Annotated in this window: 16 protein-coding genes; 3 read left to right on the top strand and 13 right to left on the bottom strand. The window is 40.5% G+C overall.

Annotation, left to right across the window (positions count from 1 at the left end):
- Nucleotides 1-565 precede the first annotated feature (565 nt).
- Together AB6T38_RS17270 and AB6T38_RS17265 are read left to right on the top strand one after the other, a co-directional pair.
- Nucleotides 566-1,066: a hypothetical protein gene (locus tag AB6T38_RS17270; RefSeq protein WP_372548490.1), complete on the top strand. Its 501-nt coding sequence runs from the start codon at nt 566-568 to the stop codon at nt 1,064-1,066.
- 186 nt (nt 1,067-1,252) lie between these two features.
- Nucleotides 1,253-2,251: a hypothetical protein gene (locus AB6T38_RS17265; RefSeq protein WP_372548489.1), complete on the top strand. Its 999-nt coding sequence runs from the start codon at nt 1,253-1,255 to the stop codon at nt 2,249-2,251.
- A gap of 31 nt (nt 2,252-2,282) precedes the next feature.
- On the opposite strand, the gene rluF is transcribed toward AB6T38_RS17265, so the two are convergent.
- From rluF to AB6T38_RS17200, 13 genes are all read right to left on the bottom strand, one after another.
- A complete protein-coding gene (rluF, locus tag AB6T38_RS17260) occupies nt 2,283-3,035 on the bottom strand; it encodes a 23S rRNA pseudouridine(2604) synthase RluF (protein WP_372548488.1) in 753 nt (250 codons plus the stop codon).
- Between the two features lie 145 nt (nt 3,036-3,180).
- A complete protein-coding gene (locus AB6T38_RS17255; protein WP_372548487.1) occupies nt 3,181-5,154 on the bottom strand; it encodes an alpha/beta hydrolase family protein in 1,974 nt (657 codons plus the stop codon).
- A gap of 274 nt (nt 5,155-5,428) precedes the next feature.
- Complete coding sequence (fusA, locus tag AB6T38_RS17250) at nt 5,429-7,513, bottom strand: elongation factor G (protein WP_372548486.1); 2,085 nt, start codon at nt 7,511-7,513, stop codon at nt 5,429-5,431.
- Between the two features lie 268 nt (nt 7,514-7,781).
- A complete protein-coding gene (locus tag AB6T38_RS17245) occupies nt 7,782-8,795 on the bottom strand; it encodes a GGDEF domain-containing protein (protein ID WP_372548485.1) in 1,014 nt (337 codons plus the stop codon).
- 45 nt (nt 8,796-8,840) lie between these two features.
- Nucleotides 8,841-9,296, bottom strand: a complete 456-nt coding sequence (locus tag AB6T38_RS17240) for an NfeD family protein (protein ID WP_372548484.1) — start codon at nt 9,294-9,296, stop codon at nt 8,841-8,843.
- Between the two features lie 2 nt (nt 9,297-9,298).
- Nucleotides 9,299-10,237, bottom strand: a complete 939-nt coding sequence (locus tag AB6T38_RS17235) for a slipin family protein (RefSeq protein WP_348490140.1) — start codon at nt 10,235-10,237, stop codon at nt 9,299-9,301.
- Between the two features lie 227 nt (nt 10,238-10,464).
- Entirely contained in the window at nt 10,465-13,821 is a 3,357-nt protein-coding gene (locus AB6T38_RS17230) for an amidohydrolase family protein (RefSeq protein ID WP_372548483.1), read from the bottom strand.
- A 194-nt stretch (nt 13,822-14,015) separates the two neighbouring features.
- Complete coding sequence (locus AB6T38_RS17225) at nt 14,016-14,945, bottom strand: RimK family alpha-L-glutamate ligase (RefSeq protein ID WP_372548482.1); 930 nt, start codon at nt 14,943-14,945, stop codon at nt 14,016-14,018.
- A 109-nt stretch (nt 14,946-15,054) separates the two neighbouring features.
- On the bottom strand, nt 15,055-15,240 hold the full coding sequence (locus AB6T38_RS17220) for a hypothetical protein (protein WP_372548481.1): 186 nt from the start codon (nt 15,238-15,240) through the stop codon (nt 15,055-15,057).
- 107 nt (nt 15,241-15,347) lie between these two features.
- Nucleotides 15,348-15,569 (bottom strand): response regulator transcription factor, encoded by a 222-nt coding sequence (locus AB6T38_RS17215; protein WP_372548480.1) that lies wholly within the window; start codon nt 15,567-15,569, stop codon nt 15,348-15,350.
- Nucleotides 15,570-15,599: 30 nt separating this feature from the next.
- On the bottom strand, nt 15,600-17,759 hold the full coding sequence (locus AB6T38_RS17210) for a peptidase domain-containing ABC transporter (protein WP_372548479.1): 2,160 nt from the start codon (nt 17,757-17,759) through the stop codon (nt 15,600-15,602).
- Complete coding sequence (locus AB6T38_RS17205; RefSeq protein WP_372548478.1) at nt 17,759-19,012, bottom strand: HlyD family secretion protein; 1,254 nt, start codon at nt 19,010-19,012, stop codon at nt 17,759-17,761. The genes AB6T38_RS17210 and AB6T38_RS17205 overlap by 1 nt, the downstream gene beginning before the upstream one ends.
- A gap of 670 nt (nt 19,013-19,682) precedes the next feature.
- On the bottom strand, nt 19,683-19,991 hold the full coding sequence (locus AB6T38_RS17200) for an Mpo1-like protein (protein WP_372548477.1): 309 nt from the start codon (nt 19,989-19,991) through the stop codon (nt 19,683-19,685).
- Nucleotides 19,992-20,225: 234 nt separating this feature from the next.
- On the opposite strand from AB6T38_RS17200, the gene AB6T38_RS17195 reads away from it, so the two are divergent.
- Nucleotides 20,226-21,071, top strand: a complete 846-nt coding sequence (locus AB6T38_RS17195) for a tetratricopeptide repeat protein (RefSeq protein WP_372548476.1) — start codon at nt 20,226-20,228, stop codon at nt 21,069-21,071.
- The last annotated feature ends 16 nt before the right edge of the window (nt 21,072-21,087 follow it).

Here is a 21,087-nt window from a genome sequence, read left to right as displayed (position 1 = left end):
CGCTCTTATGAGCGGCTTTTTTGTGCCCGTAATTTGTAGCATGGCCTTTAGGCCATGGAATTGATTCAACCTACCGCGGGGCTAAAGCACCCGCCTACAAGCCATGGAGAGGTTCAACAAGACGCGGTTTGTAGCATGGCCTTTAGGCCATGGAATTGATTCAACCTACCGCGGGGCTAAAGCACCCGCCTACAAGCCATGGAGAGGTTCAACAAGCGCGGTTTGTAGCATGGCCCTTAGGCCATGGAATTGATTCAACCTACCGCGGGGCTAAAGCACCCGCCTACAAGCCATGGAGAGGTTCAACAAGCAGGGTTTGTAGCATGGCCTTCAGGCCATGGAATTGATTCAACCTACCGCGGGGCTAAAGCACCCGCCTACAAGCCATGGAGAGGTTCATCAAGACGCGGTTTGTAGCATGGCCTTTAGGCCATGGAATTGATTCAACCTACCGCGGGGTTAAAACACCCACCTACAGGTGAAGTTGAGATTTAACCACTAAGGACACTTGACCAATTGCGCTGTGAAGTTATAGCCTTGAGGTTTTGCTGCCAAAAAATCTAAGATGTTCAATTTTAATCGTCTTCTCGTCACGCTTGATATGCTTTCCCAAGATATTTTGGAGGAATTAAACTCGCCCGAAGTTCAGAAAAATCAGCATATTTCCTCAGAATATTTAAAGTTAATCACTCAGTATTGGAAAGTTTCTTTAGATTTGGCACTAAGTGCAACTGATTTTACTGAAAGAGGATTCACCAATGCCATAGCTGAAAAAGGTATGTGTGGACACTTAGTCAATAAAAAAATGTTATTGATACAAAACCGCCTCTTAGAATACGTAGTAGAGTACTACAACACCAGTATTCGTATTGAAAAGCTGCGTGATGTAGATTTTTCTGAAAATGCCGATAAACGCTTTGATTTACTCACTACCCGCGCCGTCAAGTACAGGTCTCAATATAAAGTCGTTGCTAAGGCACTCGATCGTATCGAATACCAACGACTAATCGATGGGGTAGGCTTGCCTTTATTCGATTGGAGTTGGGAAACCGTGATTTCGCCATAAAGAGTAATTCGCAGGTTAAATTCACTACTTTTTTGCTAAAACTCAAAACTAGTTTAGTATAAATGATCTTTGTTTTTTGTAACCAATTGAAACTATATGATTTTTATTGTTGGTTCGTTTATTGCTGAACACCAATAAATTTATCTGTTCGCAGCACTAATACAACCAAAAAATTGGAGCCAATCTATGTACAACGATGAAGACTTACATCAAGCAGTGGAGGCTGGAATATTTACAGAACATTCAGTTTCCCAGTTTAAACTTCATATTGCCACGCTGAAAAACACCTCACTTGCAGATGAAGAAAACTTTCGATTAATTAGCGGCTTTAACGATATTTTCGTTGTTATTGCTAGCGGATTACTCTTAGCGTCAATAGGGTTTCTTGGTTACCATCTTTCGCCTTTGTTAGGATCTGTTGGCGTTGCCGTTGCATCTTGGCTGCTAGCTGAGTTTTTTGTTTTAAAGCGCAGAATGGCGTTGCCAGCAATCATGTTGTTGTTGACATTTTTAGGTGGCGTTTTTGCGTCGCCGCTAGTGAATCAGCAACAACCAAACGAAATATCATTTTTGATAGCGGGTATTCTTAGTGCTCTGGCAGCAGTGATACACTGGCGACGATTTCGAGTACCTATTACTGTTGCAGCTGGTGCCGCAGCGATTAGCAGCAGTATCATCGCACTCGTTATAGTATTAGTTCCTAGTGCGGTAACTTGGGTAAATACATTGTTACTTTGTTCTGGGATTGCTATTTTTGGTTTGGCAATGTATTGGGATGCCTCGGATCGTAAACGTCAAACCCGTTCTTCGGATGTGGCATTTTGGCTGCATCTAGCCGCTGCACCACTTATTGTGCACCCTATCTTTACATCCTTGGGTATCTTGCAAGGAGTAGGAGGTCTGTCGATATCGCTAGTGGTACTTGGGCTTTATGTCTTGTTAGCGACTATTTCAATTGCTGTGGATAGGCGCGCAATAATGGTGTCCGCATTGGTATATGTGATTTATGCCTTTTCTACATTATTAGAAACCTACGGAATGGTTAGTTATAGTTTTGCTATTACCGGTTTGTGTATTGGCGCGACGTTATTGTTATTGTCCGCTTTTTGGCAAGTTAGCCGTAGTCTAATATTGAAATTATTACCTGCACCAGTTCAAGGTTTACTGCCAGCCGCACACAATTAGTTGATGGGGCACAACCCACAGGAGTTATTGACTACTGTGGGTTTTCATTGGCAGTCTTTTGGGAGTGTTTTAGAGACTCATTTAAGGTTTGCATTTCAGTAGGAGTCAAATTACGCCACTGACCGGGATAAAGTCGTGATAAATCAATGTGCATGATGCGTGTACGTTTCAATTTACTCACCTCATACCCTAAAAACTCACACATACGACGAATTTGTCGATTTAAGCCTTGAGTTAAAATAATTTTGAATTTGTATTTTCCTAATGGACTAACCTTACAAGGTTTGGTGACTGTACCTAAAATTGGCACTCCAGAGGCCATGCGCGTTAAAAATCGTTCACTGATAGGCTGAGTGACCGTAACTTCATATTCTTTGTCGTGGGCGTTTTCAGCGCGCAATATCTTATTTACAATATCGCCGTCACTGGTGAGTAGAATCAATCCCTCAGACGGCTTATCTAAACGACCTATAGGAAAAATTCTTTGTTTATGACCAATCGCATCAATAATATTGCCTTTTACATGCTTTTCCGTGGTGCAGGTGATGCCAACGGGTTTGTTGTAAGCAATATATATTCGATCGGATTTATTACTCGGTGTGGCACCTATTAATTTACGGTCAACCCTGACTTCATCGCCATCAAACACTTTAGTGCCTAACTCTGGGATTTTATTGTTGATAGTGACCCTATTTTGTTCGATGAGTTTATCTGCCTCACGGCGAGAACATAGGCCAGTTTCACTGATGTATTTATTGAGGCGTTTGCCTTGGGCTATTGTCATAACAGATTAAATTGATTGGTAGCAAAATAGTTTAGTGGGGTTAGTGTAAGGGTTTTGCGCTAAAACTGATATAGCAAGAAGGCTGTTTTGAATAAAGGCAACGACTGTGTTTATCACTCAAGCCGTTGCCATAAATGCGTTATCCTTAGTTACCAATGTTCTGATCAATAAACCTTTCTAGTTCGCTGTATAATTGCTTACGACCTGCTTCTTGATATAAGCCGTGTCCACCTTTCTCGAAATTAATATAGGACACATTTTTGCCAACGGCCTCGAAGCTGGCTAACATGGCGTGGGCATTCTTGACCGAAACAATAGAATCTTTTTCACCGTGAATTAACAGTACGTCCGATTTGATTTTGTCTGCGTAATTCACCGGCGAATACTCTGCCAACTCTCTAGTATTAGTCCCTAATACTTTTTCAAAATATCCTCTGCCGCCGAGGCTTTTCATGTAAATACTGTCGGTATAGGCATAGTTTAAATCATAGATCCCCACATAGCCTATGGTGCAGTTGAAAAGGTCTGGTTCGCGAACACTGGCCATTAAGGCAGCATAACCACCGTAACTTGCGCCATAAACACACATTTTATCGCCATCCACATAACCCTGTTTCACTATATATTTAGTCGCGTCAGTAATGTCTTTGATCATCTTGCCACCCCATTGGCGATAACCCGCTCTTTCAAATTGTTTACCGTAACCCCCAGAGCCGCGAAAATTAACCTGTAACACGGCATATCCGCGGTTGGCTAAGAACTGCACTTCACTATCAAATCCCCAAGTTTCACTGATACCGTGAGGTCCACCATGGATAAGAACGACCATAGGTGGTTTTTGATTTTCTTCTAAGCCTGTGGGCATGGTTAAGTAACCATGTATTTGCATGTTGTCATCAGTGGTAAATTGAAAGGGTTGCTTAGATGCCATAGTTCGAGGATCAAACCAAGAACGATTTGACCAAATAAACTCAGCGCCCATTTTTTCGGTGTCAAAAATATAATATTCGCCAGGATTTACATCACTAGAAATATACAATAACAACTTCTTTCCATCTTTGGTTGCGCTGGTAATGTTAACTTTTTGTCCTGCAAAGGCTTCAACTAACATCCCATGTAGTTTCGCGGTGTTGTTTTGAGCAACATAATGATATTTAGGTTTACCAGGGTAGGAAACCCCGACTACGGGCATATTGGTTAATGGGTCTTTATTGCTATACACAATATCTGCAACTAAATCATCAAAGATTGGGCTCAATTGTCCGCTTACTAAGTTTAAAACGTAATAAGTGTTAAATTCTGCGTTACCGTAACTCCCAGATAGGACAACCTGGTTGCCATCTTCACTGGTGTAAATTGGAATTAAATTTTTTTTGATTCCTAATGCATCTGTAATCTCTTGCCATTCGGCATCGCCATTTTTTCTATATGCACCATGGGGCTCTAATTTTTCATCAGTCCATTTGATAAAATTAATTTCCCCCTTCTTATTGGCTATCGCTTGTGCTCCGGGGTGGGGGAGTACTTCCACTTTGGATTTACGACCATTAAAGATATTTAATTTATAAATAACCGAATGTTTTTTACGTAAGTCATGCCAAGTATTATGTTCTAAGGTCCATGGGTGTTCTAAGATCAGGATGTTCTTTTCGTCATTTTCCAATAAGCTAATAACTTCAGGTGTGGCGTAACTTGCTTCTCTTTTTTTCGTTCTTGTTCCACGATCTCCATTATCTCTAGCTCTATATCCATAGAGCATTTCCTGTTTACTACCGTCTACATTAATCGCAAATAACTCACCCGTTGCAATTGGAGCATCGTATCGCAATCGTTTTTCTGCAAACTGATACATCACTCGTTCATCGCTAACCCATTGGGCTGAATGAATGGCATCCCCTTCTTTGGGTCTAACACCGCCAATAATTTTCATATTTTTAGCATCTAAGAATATCAAGCTCACTTCACCTTCATGATGAACTCGGGCGAGAAAATACTTACCATCGGGAGAGATGGTCATATCTAAATAGTCACTGTGTTTAGAGAATTGTTCTATGGGGAGTTCGTTGGCTAATACAGATGAACAGAATAATAGCAACGCAAAAAATAGACTGGTTTTCATATAAGCTTCCTTGGCTTCTTCCGTGATTATCGATTACAACATGCGTAACGATGGTCATTTCTCCATATGTTCTATCCTAAGGATAACCTAAATATTAACTAAATTTTCAAAAGTTGGCAGTTTTTTTACCCAAAACTGTACTTGTTTGTAGAATTTTTAGTGGTGTTAAATAATTTTTCTTTAAATTCAAACTAATACTTATTAAACAGAATTTAGATAATAAAAAACCCGATTAAAAAATCGGGTTTTTAGATTCGTTAACTAAAACTAAGAATTACTTCTTAGCGTTACGCTCTTTAGTTTCAGCGATAACTTTTTCAGCAACATTATTTGGACAAGGCATGTAATGGCTGAATTCCATAGAGAATTGACCACGGCCAGAAGTCATTGTACGAAGTGAACCAATGTAACCGAACATTTCAGAAAGTGGCACGTCTGCTTTAACGCGAACACCTGTTACACCAGCTTCTTGGTCTTTAATCATACCACGACGACGGTTAAGGTCACCGATTACGTCACCAACATGATCTTCAGGCGTAAATACGTCTACTTTCATGATTGGTTCAATAAGTTGAGGTCCGGCTTTAGGAATAGATTGGCGGAATGCACCTTTTGCTGCGATTTCGAATGCAATTGCAGATGAATCCACGGCGTGGAATCCACCGTCATATAATTCAACTTCAACATCCAACACAGGGAAACCAGCAAGAACACCGTTTTCCATCATGCCTTTAAAACCCTTCTCGATAGCTGGGAAGAATTCTTTAGGGACGTTGCCGCCTACTACACTTGAAGTGAACTTGAATCCAGAACCTGGCTCTCCAGGACGAATACGGTAGTCGATTTTACCAAACTGACCCGAACCACCAGATTGCTTCTTATGAGTATAAGAATCTTCGATAGCTTGAGTAATAGTTTCACGGTAAGCAACTTGAGGTTGACCAACTTCAAGATCAACGCCATAGGTACGCTTCAAGATATCGACTTTGATATCCAAGTGAAGTTCACCCATCCCTCTAAGGATAGTCTCTCCAGAATCTTCATCAGTTTCAACACGGAAAGATGGATCTTCAGCAACCATTTTACCAATAGCGATACCCATTTTCTCAGAACCACCTTTATCTTTAGGTGCAACAGAGATTGAGATTACTGGCTCAGGGAATACCATAGCTTCAAGAGTACAAGGGTGCTTAGGATCACATAGTGTGTGACCAGTTTGCACGTTCTTCATACCTACGATTGCAATGATGTCACCAGCTTGTGCACTGCTTAATTCATTACGGTCGTCTGCTTGCATTTCAACCATACGGCCAACACGCTCAGTTTTACCTGTAAATGAGTTAAGAATAGTGTCACCTTTATTCAACTTACCAGAGTAAATTCGAACGAAGGTCAAAGCACCAAATCTGTCATCCATAATTTTAAATGCTAGAGCACGTAATGGCTCATCAACAGATACAGTAGCTACTTCACCAGTCTCAACACCTTCTTCATCAGTCAAAGGTTGAGGGTCTACTTCAGTTGGGCTAGGCAAGTAATCAACAACAGCATCAAGTACTAATTGCATACCTTTGTTTTTGAAAGCTGAACCACAGTATGTTGGGAAGAAAGACATATCACGTGTTCCCTTACGGATACAACGCTTAAGGTCTTCAATAGAAGGTTCTTCACCATCCATGTAAGCCATCATAAGGTCGTCGTCTTGCTCAACAGCAGTTTCAACTAACATTTCATGGTATTCGTTTACTTTATCAACCATGTCAGCAGGAACATCTTCAATTTTGTAATTTTCAGGAAGACCAGTGTCATCCCAGATGTATGCTTGTTTAGTTAGAACATCAACAACACCAACAAAATCATCTTCGATTCCGATAGGTAGTGTCATAACCAATGGGTTAGCAGCAAGTACTTTTTTCACTTGGCCAACAACACGGTAAAAATCAGCACCCATACGGTCAAGTTTGTTAACAAAAATGACACGGGCAACTTCTGATTCGTTCGCATAACGCCAGTTAGTTTCTGATTGTGGCTCTACACCACCAGATCCACAGAATACACCGATTCCGCCATCTAGAACTTTAAGTGAACGATATACTTCTACTGTGAAGTCAACGTGTCCCGGAGTATCGATTACGTTAAAGCGGTGATCTTTCCAAAAACAACTTACAGCAGCTGATTGGATAGTAATCCCGCGCTCTGCTTCTTGTTCCATGAAATCTGTTGTTGATTCACCGTCATGTACTTCACCGGTTTTATGAATTTTACCGGTAAGTTTTAGTATACGTTCGGTGGTGGTAGTTTTCCCCGCGTCAACGTGGGCAAAAATACCTATATTTCTGTAATGAGATAAGTCTGACATTGGTCCACTCTGTGTCTAATAAAAAATTGCGCGGCATTATACAAAACTTTTCGCCAGGTTACATTGTTTCATTTGCTTTAAAAATCAGCAGCTTATAAATAAAGCCTGGTTTTAGCGAAAATAATCATTAATTTCAGGTAGTTATTTTACAAAAATATAGCGTTTTTAATCTTCTAAATATTTAAGATTTTAGTGTTTTTGCAGATTTAGGGGGTAGTTTTGACGTAAAAATCCTAATTTAGCAATTTATCATGGAGCAAAAAGCTAATTATCCCATGGGCATAACTCGGTTTCGGCCGAGACGTTTTGCCTCATACATTAATTTATCTGCACTTTCGATAAAGTGCGCGGAATCTTTATTTGACTCTAATTGTGCAACGCCAATGGAAACGGTGATATCACCTAAAGATTCTCCTGTTCGACGATCTTTAACGTTAATTTTTTCGATTTGACGCCGCATTACGTCGGCCATTTGTCGAGCACGAGATTGTTCTACCCCTGGCATTATGACTGCAAACTCTTCTCCACCGTAGCGAAAGGCTTGGGCTTGCTCTCTGCAGCAACTTTGAATTTTTTTAGCTACTGCTTTTAATACTAAGTCACCCATTTGGTGACCATAGTTGTCGTTTATCTTCTTAAAGTGATCAATATCAATCAGCGCTAAACAACATTTATCTAGATTTAGCTTAGTATTAATTTCGGAGTCGAAGTAGCGACGATTGCACAATCCCGTTAACGCATCATAAAGAGCCTCTTGTTGACTTGCTTGAAGTTGAGTTTTGAGGCGTACAATTTCTTTTTCAGCACTGGCAAGGGCTCCATTAAAGCTGATGGTGCTTTGCCTGATGACTTGGGACTCTTTGACCATATTGCGTACCAGCCCTAACACTTCTTCCACTGACCAACCTTCTTTTTCAACTTTACTTAAATCGTCAATACAGCTGTCCATAAGATTTTTGTAATCTTGGGTTTCCGACTTTGTGTCTTTAAGAGATTGTGACAACTCAAGCATCATGCCCTCAAGTGACTGTCGTAATTCCCACACATTTACTTTTTCGTCTGAAACAAAATTGCGATACAGATCTTTAGCTTTCAGTTCGGAAATTGGAGAATCACTTTCCACGGCAGCGTCTAACTGTTCGTTTAATTCTGGTGAGCCATTGCTAACATAGGTATACCACAGAGCGTAGTTGGTGGGGTCTGCAGGGATTTTATGTTTAACCAGCAAGGGAACGGTTTGTTTTAGGATAACAAATGATTGTTCAATATCTTTAGCTGACATACCTATCTCTCTTGCTGAGTTAAACTATTGCTAATTCCTAAGGGGTTATTCAACCGCCTCCACGTAAAACAGACCAACTTCTGCTTTTATTACTTTAACCACGCTGCCTGCGGAAATTGGCTGAGCACTTTTTAACTGCCATTGAATACCTGAATAGTTATAATAGGGATTTTCGGTGATAGAGACGTTTTCTTGCAACAAAAAACGATGACCGATTAAATCACTTTGGGCTGGCCTTTTATCCACATTTTGTTGAATGTTCTTGAGCGGCTTCCATAGTAAAGCAGCGCTAACAGCGGTAAGAATACCGACTGTTAGGGTCGCACTCATTAATGTATCTGGAATCATGCCAATATACATAAGGGAGCCTGCTAAAACAGATGCTACACCGACAAAAAATAATATGAAAGTTGCAAACCCTAAAATGGCAATTTCAATGGCTAACATAACTAAACCAAGCACAATTAAACTTTCAGCTAAATTGTTCGTTATTAACTCCATTTTTAGTTGCCTTTATTCATTGAGTTAATCACCGTCATGGCTTGGGCTACGACAGAGGCTGGTTCTGTTGAACCATCGGGCAGTAGAACGATAGATGACTCTTTGGCAATGGCTTGCTTTGCTTCTATGGCTTTTGTGGCCAAATCTAATTGAATGGCTTTTTGTCCTTCAACCGTATTGGCTTCAACACCGACTTTACGTAGTGCTTCAGCTTGAGCTTCGGCAACCGCAACTATGGCTTTCGCTTCACCTTCGGCTTGCAATACTTGCTCTTCTTTGTCGGCTTCTGCAGCCAATACTACTGATGCTTTATTACCCTCGGCTCGGTTAATTGCAGCTTGCCTGTCACCTTCGGACTCCAGAATTTGCGCACGTTTAACACGTTCTGCTTTCATCTGCGCTTCCATGGCTTCCATGACTGACTGAGGGGGCACAATATCTTTTATTTCGTAACGAAGTACTTGAATGCCCCAAGGGCCTGCTGCATCGTTTATGGCTGCGACAATATTGGTGTTGAGCATGTCACGTTCTTCAAACGTCTTATCTAACTCCATTTTTCCCAGTTCAGAACGCATGGTAGTTTGGGCTAACTGGGTAACGGCGAACACGTAATTATCTACGCCATAGGTTGCTTTATAAGGATCCATTACTCGAAAATATAACACGCCATCTACTGATAAAGAGATATTGTCTTTGGTGATAGCACTTTGCTCGGGAACATCCACTGCTTGTTCTTTTAAAGAGCGGTCGGCGGCCACGTTGTCAATAAAGGGGATAATGAAATTTAATCCAGCTTCTTTTGTGGATTGAAATTTTCCGAAACGTTCTACTAAGAAAGCGCGGTTTTGAGGTACGAATTTAATTGATGACTTAATGAGAACAATTACAAAAATCAGTAATGCTGTTTGTACGGTAAAAATATAGTCGAATAATAAATCCATGTGCCAATACTCCTAATTTACTTCATTTAGCTAGATTGAGCTGAAACATCAATGTGTTTTATCCCACTATTTGCAGAACTAAGCAAATAAACAGAATCAGCTTCTAGGGTAAGTTTAATATAAATCATTCAGGTTATGTATTTTCGAGTGTAATTAACTACACAAGTTCATAACAGGCTTAATCTATAAGGGCGCTTAACGCGCCCTTATATCTTCTACCTATTAACTCAGTGCTGGTGCACCCAGTTATGTTGTTTGGCTTTTTCGTGGACTCTAATCTGAGTTTCTTTAGGCATAAAGCTTTGATTATCTTGTTCAAAGAAGAATGCTTGTCGCTTTTGTTTGCTGTTGACTTCGTTCATGCTCGCAGCTGCATAGATGCGTCCGTTAATTACCGTGTAATCAACATACTCACTGCGCCTAATGTCGGTCAATACATCACCATCAATGACGACTAAGTCGGCCACTTTTCCAGCTTCAATGCTGCCTATTTGCTTATCCATGCCTAAATGTTTAGCACCATCAATGGTTCCACCTCTAAGGGCTTCCCAAGGCGTGAATCCACCTTGTTGCATGGACCAAAGTTCCCAATGTGCAGCCAAACCTTCCCGTTGACCATGGCCACCGATGTGAATGCTGACGCCATTATCTCTAAGTTCTTTAGCGTAAGACGAAACATCAAAATGGTTATATTGATTGTCAGGAGCGGTAGGTCGACGAATTGAACGACGGTCGATAATATACGCTGGTGTGTAGCGCATTAAGCGTGGGTTCTTCCAAACCTCAGTACGATCGTACCAATACTCCTCACCCATCAAGCCTCCATAAGAAACGATAAAGGTTGGGGTATATCCCGACTTTGTTGCCGACCATAATGTGGTTAGATCATTGTAACCTTTGGCAATAGGCAGAGAATGTTCCAAACCAGTATGACCGTCGACTACCATAGTGATGTTTTGTTGCAACTTACCGCCACCTTCAGGCACAACCATCATTTGCAATTCTTTTGCTGCCGTTAAAACCTGTTGGCGTTGATCACGACGGGGTTGATTGTAACTTTTAACCGATATTGCGCCTACATCTTTTAGGCGTTGTAAGTGATATTTGGCATCCGCAAGGCTATTAATAATTGCCTTGTAACCGAGGGCTTCTGCACCATATAAAATCGTACCTGTAGAATAAATACGAGGTGCGACAATTTTACCTGCTTTTTGTAACTCCGAGGCAGAAAAAATCTCGGTAGTGTCATTGGATGGATCGTGAATCGTGGTGACACCAAATGCTAGATTTGAATATTGACTCCAATTTTGTTGAGGAATAATTTCATTACTTCCTTGTGAGCCATGAGCATGGGTATCGATTAAGCCTGGGATAATGGTTTTCCCTTTCGCATCGATCACTAAAGCTGAACTTGGGATTTCAATATCAGATGCTTTTCCTACTGCCTCAATTTTATTATCGTTGATGAGTATTACTGCATTTTCTATGATTTCCTGTTGATTATCTGCATCACGCATGGTCACCACAGTGCCACCAACAATAGCTTTGTAACCATCGGGTTTATCGGCTTTTTGACTGAATGATAGATTAATTCCCTCACTAACAGGTTCAGGCAAGGTTGCTGGTGAATTTGGCATAAAATCGAAAGCATCTTTCAATTCTCGCTCGAAATAATAAGGGCCGTGATACCAGGAAAGGGTTTTATTGTCCGGAGACCAAGTAAGGTATTCTCCTGCTCGGCTCGACACTTGTTTAAGCGGTGTTGCCGTGCTCGAAGGTCCAATGCTTTGTCGTTTACCCATTTGTTTAAACGGTGCGATATAGGCATTGTACTGATGAACAAAGGCAATCCATTTTCCATCGTGGGATAAGCGATATTCACTAACTTTGTCAGCGCCATACAAATGTTCTCGTTTGTCTTCGCCGTTTAAATCAACACTAACTATCTGAGTTTCAGTATAAGCTGTACCGCCTACGACAGTGGTAAAGTAAACACGCTCATTTGTGCCTGCAAAGTGCGGGGCAACACCACTTTTAGATATACGGGTGTGGGTTTTTTCATCTAGGTTAGCTACATAAAGCCCTGGTTCAACGGACCACTTAGGAGAAAGCAAATAACCTCCTGTAGTTTTACGATAAGTCACCAATTCGCCATCGAGGGAAAAACTAGGCTCAACATAATGGCCAGGATTGTTGGAAATCACTTTACCTCTGCCGCCGCGTGCAGAAACCACTCTAATGGTACCTAGATCTTGATCATTCCATGTGGTGTAGACAATTTTTTTGCCATCATTGGAATAACGAGGAAAATATTCATCATGGTCATTTTGTTTGGTTAGGCGTTTCACTTTGCCTGATTTCAAGTCTTTGACATATAACTTCCCCAAAGCTTGATAAAGAATTGATTTCCCGTTGGGAGACTTTTGTGCCCAGCGGATCATTTTTACATCGAATGTATCCGGTGCCACATCCACATCAAAGCGCAATGCATCTGCATATTGTGCGGTAGTGGATAAGGATACAGGAATGTCTTCAATTTCGAGGCTATTAACGTTGAGTTTATGAAACTTACCGCCGGTCCAAAACACAATATTTTCAGAATCAGGTGTCCAATCGAAATAGGCAAAATACCCTTCACTACCGAAACCTTCTTGCATATCTCGCTCAAGTGCTTGATACAAAACTCTTTCACTGCCATCAGCTAAATTTTTAACGAACAAAGCTGTTCTGTTTTTGATGCGGCGAACAAAGGCTAGTTGTTTACCATCAGGGGAGGGGGTAGGCACAATTGCACCACCTGTGCCACTGACAAACCTTTCTTCATCGCCACTTTCTAGATCGTAACGGGTGATGGCAAAAACTGATTTTAACGGGTCACGGTTATAACTAAATGTGAAACCACCTGAAATGTCTTGGGTAAAGTACACATACTTTCCATCCGGGGAAAATGCTGGGTCAGCAATGTTCTTTTGGTCTTTTTTGCCATTAACTCTAGCTTTGATTTGAATACCATCGCCACCAGAATAGTGATACATCCAAATTTCCCCAGCGGGAATACTGCGGCTCGACATTATGCCTTTGGTGGCAAGAATATATTGTCCATCAGGGCTCCACTTGGGCGAGTGCATTATGTTATTTTTTTCTTTGGTGATTTGCTTTAGTTCACCACTTTCTATATCCATCATCCAAATATTGGACAACCCATCGCGGTCTGAACTAAACGCGATTTTTTTGCCATCAGGGCTAAAGGCGGGGTGAATATTCCAAGCAAAATCTTGAGTCAAGGCTGTGGCTTTACCACCTTGACTATCAACAATGAAAATATTTCCTAAGGTATCAAACACCATTTGTTTGCCATCTGGAGAAATATCTAAACTAGACCAAGTCACTTCGTCAGTATCTATATTGATTGAAGACAACTCGAAAGGGGGATTTAGTACATCCCAATCTTGCTTTTCAGCTAAAGGAGAGTCAGTTTCTACATCTGTTTTTTCTTGTTGGGAAGCAAAAGTGTGTGCAGAAAACAATAGAGAAATGCTGAGCAGTAAATTACTTATCTTAGCGCCTCTGTTTAGTGTATTCATTGAGAATTCCTGTCATTTTATTATCGGTTTGATCTTCGCGTAATCGACTTCAACGCTCACATCATGTCCTGTTTGGCCGTCAACACTATACACTTTAGATTTAATCTCTAAAACGTTTCAGGAATTGTATGCCGCCCCATGTTTGTATGGATAAAGGTACACTTTGATTGAATGGCTTAATTCTGTGGGCTTATTCAACCTACATTTGAGAGAAATCTGGGTTGAATAAGGGCTTGCACAAGCATTTCCGTTATTGGATAGCCAGTGATTTGCTCGAAGTGCATAAACATCGGGCTAGGGTTGGCCTCTAAAAAATAGTAATTGCCCTGGTTATCACGTCGCCAGTCTATGGCTGTCCAATGCATCTTAAACGCTTGGGTTAATCGTTTGGCTAGACGAGCTACCTTAATCGGAGTCTTGGTAGGAATATGGATTGGGTTTGAATGCAATCTAAAATCCACCTCGTCACTGACTATTTCTGCGCTAAACACCTCAGAACCAATAACATAAGTACGTATATTGGTCCCTTCAATATATTGCTGAATGGTAACTGGTGCATATTTTAAGACTTTTTGCAGATGTTCCGAGTTAAGCTGTTTTTCATCTACTAAGGTGGCATGTGAGCCGCCATAAACGGGTTTAAACAATAACTTTTTATATTGTTTTGCAAAGCTAAGTATATCTTCTGTTTCGTTGCCAATATATGTCTGAGGAATCAATGCGCCAGAGGTTGCGGCTTTGTGTAATTGTCTTGGTTTGACTTTGTGAGAGTCAAACACCTGCCAAGAATTGACCCAGCGAATACTACGCTCGTCAAAAAAGGTGCGCAAAGCACTTGAGCTATCACTCATAGCAATTTGGTACAAAGATGGGTTGGTATCTTCTGCTAAACTAGGTGGCCCAACACTGCTCCAAAACACGCTATTGATTTGTTCAAACTTATAAAAGGTTGAGTTTAACCGCAAGCCCCCTTTAGCCAACACTGGGTTCCAACTTATGCTGTGACACGATGGGTAAAGTGATGTATCGAATAGGGCCGCTTCAATACCTGATTTGTGGCAAGTTTGCAGCATATGTAGTGCGTGACAGTCTTGGCTGGCACCTAAAATAATAACAACCGACATAGCACGTCCTGTAATTTGTCGAAGTTAAAAAATTTGAAGTAGTGAACCACCGCAGTGGTAGTTCACTACATTTGTTTCGTTCTCGATATTTTCAAGAACTAAAACCTATTTAGAACCAATTACCAAAACTACCACCTTCTTCCCCAATCGCCATGGTGGTTTCCATGGGCGGTTTAATTTTGGCGCGAATAGGCTTAGTTGTTTCTATAGGAAGTCGATTCGATAGTGAACCCGCTCCGACTTGCTCTGTAGACAAATTAGTAAGTTCCATTTTTGTATTGAATGGATGTTCCATTTCATTCTCCTTGTAATATTTACTTTGGTTAGATGTCGTACTTCAATGTACTGACATTGTGAGTATGGCTAAAATACTCAAAAAGTTAACTGTACTAAGGTACAGTTTTAAGCTGTTTCATAGGCATTAGGAAATAATGACCGCAGCATTTTTCGATTATTTATAGCTAACTTTCTAAAAATGTTGGTGCAATGAAACTTCACCGTCCGTTCACTAATAAATAGCTGCTCAGCAATAGTTCGGTTACTTAAACCTTCACGCACTTTATTGGCAACTTGGGCCTCACGTTTAGATAGCTTGTTATGGTACAACTCCAACATATTTTCCATGTTATTTTTCCTTAAATAGTAGGTTGATATTTACGGCTGTTTTATCGACGAAGTCACATCCCTTAACTGCCCACTCTCCAAACTCAATACCTGATCGGCGCTGGCAATGGTTTGCGGGCGGTGAGCGATGATTATTCGTGTGATCGATAACTGTTTAATATGGTTATTGATTGCCATTTCGTTGTGCAAATCTAAATGGCTGGTGGCTTCATCTAAAAATAAGATGCGAGGTGATTTATACAGTGCCCTGGCTAGAATAATCCGTTGCTTTTGGCCACCACTTAAATTAGCTCCCATGTCGCCAACCAAGGTGTTGTATTGCATACTGGTTTTGGCAATATCCTCGTGGATACAAGCAAGGTGGGCACAATAAACTACCTTTTGCATATCGACATTGGCTGCTAGACAAGCGATGTTTTCAGCAATAGAGCCCGTTAGAAGTACGTCATCTTGCATAACTGCTGCTATGCTATGACGGTAGTTAGGTAGGTTTGGCAGTACTGTACCATCGATAAAAACTTGCCCCTCGGTGGGTTGCAATAGTCCCATCATGCACTTCATCAAAGTACTTTTGCCGCTGCCACTTGCTCCAACAATGGCAATAGTCGAACCGGCTTCAAAACGATGACTTATATTTTGAAAAACAGGCGTATCTAGTTGGCTGTATGAAAACCCTAAATTTTGTAGCTTGATTTCACCCTGTATTTTGTCGTGTTCGGGCATTGAGGCAGATAAACTGGGGCTCTTAAACTCTTTGACCATAGGATCTTTGGAGGTATAAACAACATCCGCAAGCCTGTCGCAATGGAGTTCTAACATTCGAAACTCTATCCACTTCTCAATGAGACTATCCATTGAATTAATAAAACGGGCTTTATAACTCACGAATGCAAACAGCATCCCCACACTCAACATATTGTTGGTGACCGCCAATGCAGCAAAGTAAATGACCAGTATATTCTCTATACCAAACAGCACTTTATTGGCAGTATCATAGCCAATATTCCAGCGTTGTAGACGTATCTCCTTATTCATTGCATCAGCCAGTTTGTTTTGCCACTGACTTTGTCTGTCAGTTTCCTTTTCAAACAATTTTATAGTTTGAATAGCTCGCACAGACTCCATAAAATGACTATTTTCTTTTGCAGAAGAGACAATACTTTCTTCAGTTAAACGCCTTAAAGGTTTGTAGAAAAGGTATCGTAATAGGGCGTAAAGAAAGACAATGGCTAGCACGATAAACGTTAATTTTCTATCGTATAAAAACATCACCCAAAGAGTAAAAATTGCCATTAATCCGTCAACGAATACATTGACAAAACCGGTGGTTAATAGGTCTCGTATGCTCTGCAATGAGCCAAATCGCGAAACTACGTCACCCATATGACGTTTACTAAAATAATTTAGAGGTAACCGAATAAGGTGTGTAAAAATATTGGCTGCCATTTGTATATTTAAACGGCTTGATAGATTCAAAATAACGATTTGACGAATGTACGAGGTGCCAGTGTCGATCAACAGTAGTAAGCCGAATCCAAATGCTAAAACGGTGAGTAAATTAAGATCTGAACGTAAAATGACATCGTCGATAACGGTTTGCATATAGTAGGGTTGAACCAGCGCAAAAACTTGTATGAATAAAGACAAAACCAAAATAATGACCAAACTGCGTTTTAGTCCTGTAATTCGACTCCAAAAGTGACTTAAGGATAATTTTCTTTTTTGTTTGCCTTTCTGAAAAGCTGGTGTAGGTGTTAGCTCTAGTGCAACTCCGGTAAAAAGCTTGTCAACTTCCCCAAGGTCCAATACCCGCTCTCCTATTGCAGGGTCGTGGATGTGGACTTTATTCTTTGTAACTTTTTTTAATACAACAAAGTGTTTCAATTCCCAATGTAAAATACAGGGAGTTTGCAGCTCAGCTAATTGTTCCATTTCAAGACGCAGAGCACGGGGCGACAATTCCATTTGACCAGCAATTTGCATTATCTGCTTTAGGGTAGCCCCATGGGCTGAAATCGAAAAACGGTTGCGGATACTGGTTAAATCTATTTCATAACCATAAAATCCGCTGACCATCGCTAAGCATGCTAAACCACATTCAGATGCTTCCGTTTGCAATACACACGGCAAAGGGTGGCCAGCATTAAAATTAAGTAAACCTTCGGGGCGCGGAAAAATAATACTGTTCATTATATTCTTCCCCGCAAGCTTAATAGGGGTTCAAAAATCCACTCTAATAAACTTCGTTGTCCTAATTGCACATCAGCAGATAGGGTCATGCCGGACTTTAGATTCAGTTTCTTTCCATAGGCCGATACCGACTGTGAATCAAGAGTGGCGTGTACTAAATAGGCGGGCTCTTGAATATTTACCGGTGCATTGTGCACTTCATTAGGTAAAACTACCGCGTCAGATACGCTAGTAATTGTTCCCTGATACAGACCAAATTTTTGATATGGAAAAGCATCGTAGCGAATTTGAATTGGCTGACCTTGCTCTATAAATCCTATAGCTTTTACGGGCACTAATAATTTTGCTTCTATCTGACTTGCTTGGGGAACGATAGAGAGTAATGGCGTATTCTGATTCGTTTGCTGCCCAACTTGAGCCAGCAGGTTGGATACTAATCCATCCCGTGAAGCCTTAATTACATGTCGGCTTTGTCCATTTAGCTGAGCTATTTTTAGTGCAAGATCACTAAGCTTGGATTTTAACTGGTTAGTGTGATCCAGCTGGTTCTGGGGTAGTGTTAATAACTGATTTTCAGTGGTCGTAATCTCATTATTTAAACTTATTTTTTCACGCTGAAGGCCTTGCTTTTGGTTTTGTAACGCCAGCTTTTGTTCTAAAACTTGTTCTAGGTCTGATCTGGAAATATGTCCTGACTTTCCCATCGATTGATAATTTTGATAACGCGAAGAGACCAGTGAGTAGCGTTTTTGCAATGTCATAATCTGCGCATCAAGCCTGCTAATATCTTCCTGCAAGGCGGCTAATTTGGATTTAATATTCTCTGTATCTATTTGGTTAATGATTTCCGAGCGTGTTAATTGGGCCTCTATAATGAGTCGTTGGTTTTTGTACTCTCTGAGTAAAGTTGTTTGCAAACTTGAGCCGCTACTTAATGTACGATCTCCTTCTATTACAGCTAAAGCTTGGCCCTCGGAAACCAATTGTCCTTCTGCTATCAGAACTTGCTCAATTCTGCCGGAAGACGTTTCAGGAAATACTTTCACAACACCACTAGGGGGCTCTAGCCAGCCTCCTACACTTTCTTTTCTTGCGTAATGACTGGTAACTAACCATGCAAAAACAGCAACAATCCATACACTTACAAACAATGTAACCAGAACATGAGAAGAACTAGGAATAAGCAAAATCTCACCATGCAGTCTATTCTTTTGATGGTCGATAGCGCTTTGCCTAAATAGAGACTGTTGCATACTCTTTCCTTTTGGTTTTTTGCTTATTTACTCTGTTAGTTTGTTAACTCTAATTGCCTAAGAAATATCCATCCTTGGAATTACTGCTCCTGTTTGCAAAAAATACATGCTGACGATGCCTGAAGCGTGATAGTTATCATTTCCGACAAAACAAAGTGCACTGCTTTGTTTAGTTGTCTACATAGTGCTTTCTTGCGTTGGCTTCCTTACCAATTTCGGTTTCTCAACCTTCTTCCTTGATGCCTCCTTGCTCGCCAGATTGTGGCCATCCTAGCTACAATCGGGTTTAGCACTTGGCGTTCCTTGCTATAACGTTCCTTCGTTAGTCCTTAACTGACCCAGTCCGTTTGGGGCAGTGTCATTTTCCGTAATGACGATTTAAGAATAAAAAAGAATTGAATTATTGCTTTGTAAATTTGGGGCGAAAAAATATACGTTTGGGACAAACCCAAGAAAAGTATTATATTTCAATGAGTAAATTGATGATTCTTGTAGTAATGGGACAAAAACTAGTAGCTTTGGGACATAAAAACACCACAGAACTGTGTATGTTTGGGAGCGTTAACTAAATTGGAATCGTATTTTTGGAGTTGGCAGAGATGTACACCGTGGTTTTCTTAAAGATCTCTATGACAAAGCCCGGTGTAGATTTGTTTGCTTGTTGTATAAATTAAAATTTAATTTTGCCTGTAAGCATGTCTTTAAACATCACCCAGTCTCCTAAAAAGCTGTAAAGAGGATAGATAAATGTTGCTGGACGATTATGTTCAAAGAAAAAGTGACCTACCCAAGCGAAACCATAGCCTAAAAAAGGAAGCAAGATTAAGTATTGCCATTGCCCGGTCGAAACAATAAAAGCCAAGGTGATTAGAATTAAAAATGAGCCTACGAAGTGAAGCCTGCGACAAACCGTGTTCTGATGTTCGCGCAAATAAAACGGATAAAATTGAGAAAAGCTTGTGTATTCTTTTTCAGCCATAATATTGATCTTTACTAATCCTGTTGTTGATGTTTGCCAACATTAGCACATAGGTGAATTAGAAAATGTCGCGTATTTGACATTGTAGTGCAAGCTAACAAGAATAACCGCTCAAATTTACCACACTATTTATGTCATTAGGTTGCTTTTTAAAATTATTGCCCCCACCTTACAACCATTGTGTTCAATCAGTGCGTTTCAGTTTATGAAACTAACAAATAGAAAGAGCTAAACATGCAAAATTTTGTAGATCTGAATATCGAAAACTTTCAGCAAGTCATCATCGAAGAGTCTAAAGTCAAACATGTACTGGTGAACTTTTGGGCGCCAAATTTGGAAATGTGTGAGCAACTTACACCGATATTAGAAAAGCTGGCTACTCAGCATGCAGAACATTTAATATATGCCAATGTAAATTGTGAACAAGAACAACAAATAGCCCAGCAGTTTGGAATTCAAAGTTTACCGACTGTCATTCTTGTTAAAGACGGTCAGCCTGTGGATGGGTTTGCAGGCCCTATGATGGAAGAGCAAGTTCAAGAACTATTGGAAAAACACTTACCGAATGCGGTAGATGGGTTTTACGAAAAAGCCGTAGCCTTGGTTAACCAAGGTAACTATCAAGAAGCATTTACAATTGCTAAACAAGCCCATGATCTAGACCCAGAAAGAACGGATATAGCCCTTGTATTAGCAGATTGTTATGTGGAGTTAGGCAATACTAAACAAGCCCAACTATTGCTCGATAATATTCTGTTGGTTGATCAAAATGGTTACTACCATAGCATTGTGGGTAAAGTTGAATTGCTAGAAAAAGCGTCTGAATCTCCGGAAATTAAACAACTTCAAGAGAAGTTAGCACAAGATCCTGATAATTTAGAACTTAAGGTTGAATTAGCTGTACAGTTGCACCAAGCAAATAAGCCTGAAGAAGCATTAGAGTTACTATTTGCGGTGCTTAAAAAGGACCTAAGCTTCGGTGAAGCTCGAAAATATACTTTAGATATGATTAATGCGATGCCAGACGGCGATCCACTGAAGTCTAAATCTCGCCGTACTATTTATAGTTTATTGTATTAAAAAAGTAAGCTACCTG

The organism is Aliiglaciecola sp. SL4, assembly GCF_041538045.1.
Classification (GTDB): domain Bacteria; phylum Pseudomonadota; class Gammaproteobacteria; order Enterobacterales; family Alteromonadaceae; genus Aliiglaciecola.
The sequence above is the reverse complement of the archived record's forward strand: the minus strand, read 5'-3'. Positions and strand labels throughout refer to the sequence as shown.

Excerpts from the sequence above, each read along its gene's own strand:
- AB6T38_RS17210 (WP_372548479.1), bottom strand. The coding sequence starts at position 17,759 with ATGAACAGTATTATTTTTCCGCGCCCCGAAGGTTTACTTAATTTTAAT.
- AB6T38_RS17270 (WP_372548490.1), top strand. The coding sequence starts at position 566 with ATGTTCAATTTTAATCGTCTTCTCGTCACGCTTGATATGCTTTCCCAA.
- AB6T38_RS17240 (WP_372548484.1), bottom strand. The coding sequence starts at position 9,296 with ATGGAGTTAATAACGAACAATTTAGCTGAAAGTTTAATTGTGCTTGGT.
- AB6T38_RS17235 (WP_348490140.1), bottom strand. The coding sequence starts at position 10,237 with ATGGATTTATTATTCGACTATATTTTTACCGTACAAACAGCATTACTG.
- AB6T38_RS17220 (WP_372548481.1), bottom strand. The coding sequence starts at position 15,240 with ATGGAACATCCATTCAATACAAAAATGGAACTTACTAATTTGTCTACA.
- AB6T38_RS17205 (WP_372548478.1), bottom strand. The coding sequence starts at position 19,012 with ATGCAACAGTCTCTATTTAGGCAAAGCGCTATCGACCATCAAAAGAAT.
- rluF (WP_372548488.1), bottom strand. The coding sequence starts at position 3,035 with ATGACAATAGCCCAAGGCAAACGCCTCAATAAATACATCAGTGAAACT.
- AB6T38_RS17245 (WP_372548485.1), bottom strand. The coding sequence starts at position 8,795 with ATGTCAGCTAAAGATATTGAACAATCATTTGTTATCCTAAAACAAACC.
- AB6T38_RS17230 (WP_372548483.1), bottom strand. The coding sequence starts at position 13,821 with ATGAATACACTAAACAGAGGCGCTAAGATAAGTAATTTACTGCTCAGC.
- AB6T38_RS17265 (WP_372548489.1), top strand. The coding sequence starts at position 1,253 with ATGTACAACGATGAAGACTTACATCAAGCAGTGGAGGCTGGAATATTT.
- AB6T38_RS17255 (WP_372548487.1), bottom strand. The coding sequence starts at position 5,154 with ATGAAAACCAGTCTATTTTTTGCGTTGCTATTATTCTGTTCATCTGTA.
- fusA (WP_372548486.1), bottom strand. The coding sequence starts at position 7,513 with ATGTCAGACTTATCTCATTACAGAAATATAGGTATTTTTGCCCACGTT.
- AB6T38_RS17225 (WP_372548482.1), bottom strand. The coding sequence starts at position 14,945 with ATGTCGGTTGTTATTATTTTAGGTGCCAGCCAAGACTGTCACGCACTA.
- AB6T38_RS17200 (WP_372548477.1), bottom strand. The coding sequence starts at position 19,991 with ATGGCTGAAAAAGAATACACAAGCTTTTCTCAATTTTATCCGTTTTAT.
- AB6T38_RS17215 (WP_372548480.1), bottom strand. The coding sequence starts at position 15,569 with ATGGAAAATATGTTGGAGTTGTACCATAACAAGCTATCTAAACGTGAG.
- AB6T38_RS17195 (WP_372548476.1), top strand. The coding sequence starts at position 20,226 with ATGCAAAATTTTGTAGATCTGAATATCGAAAACTTTCAGCAAGTCATC.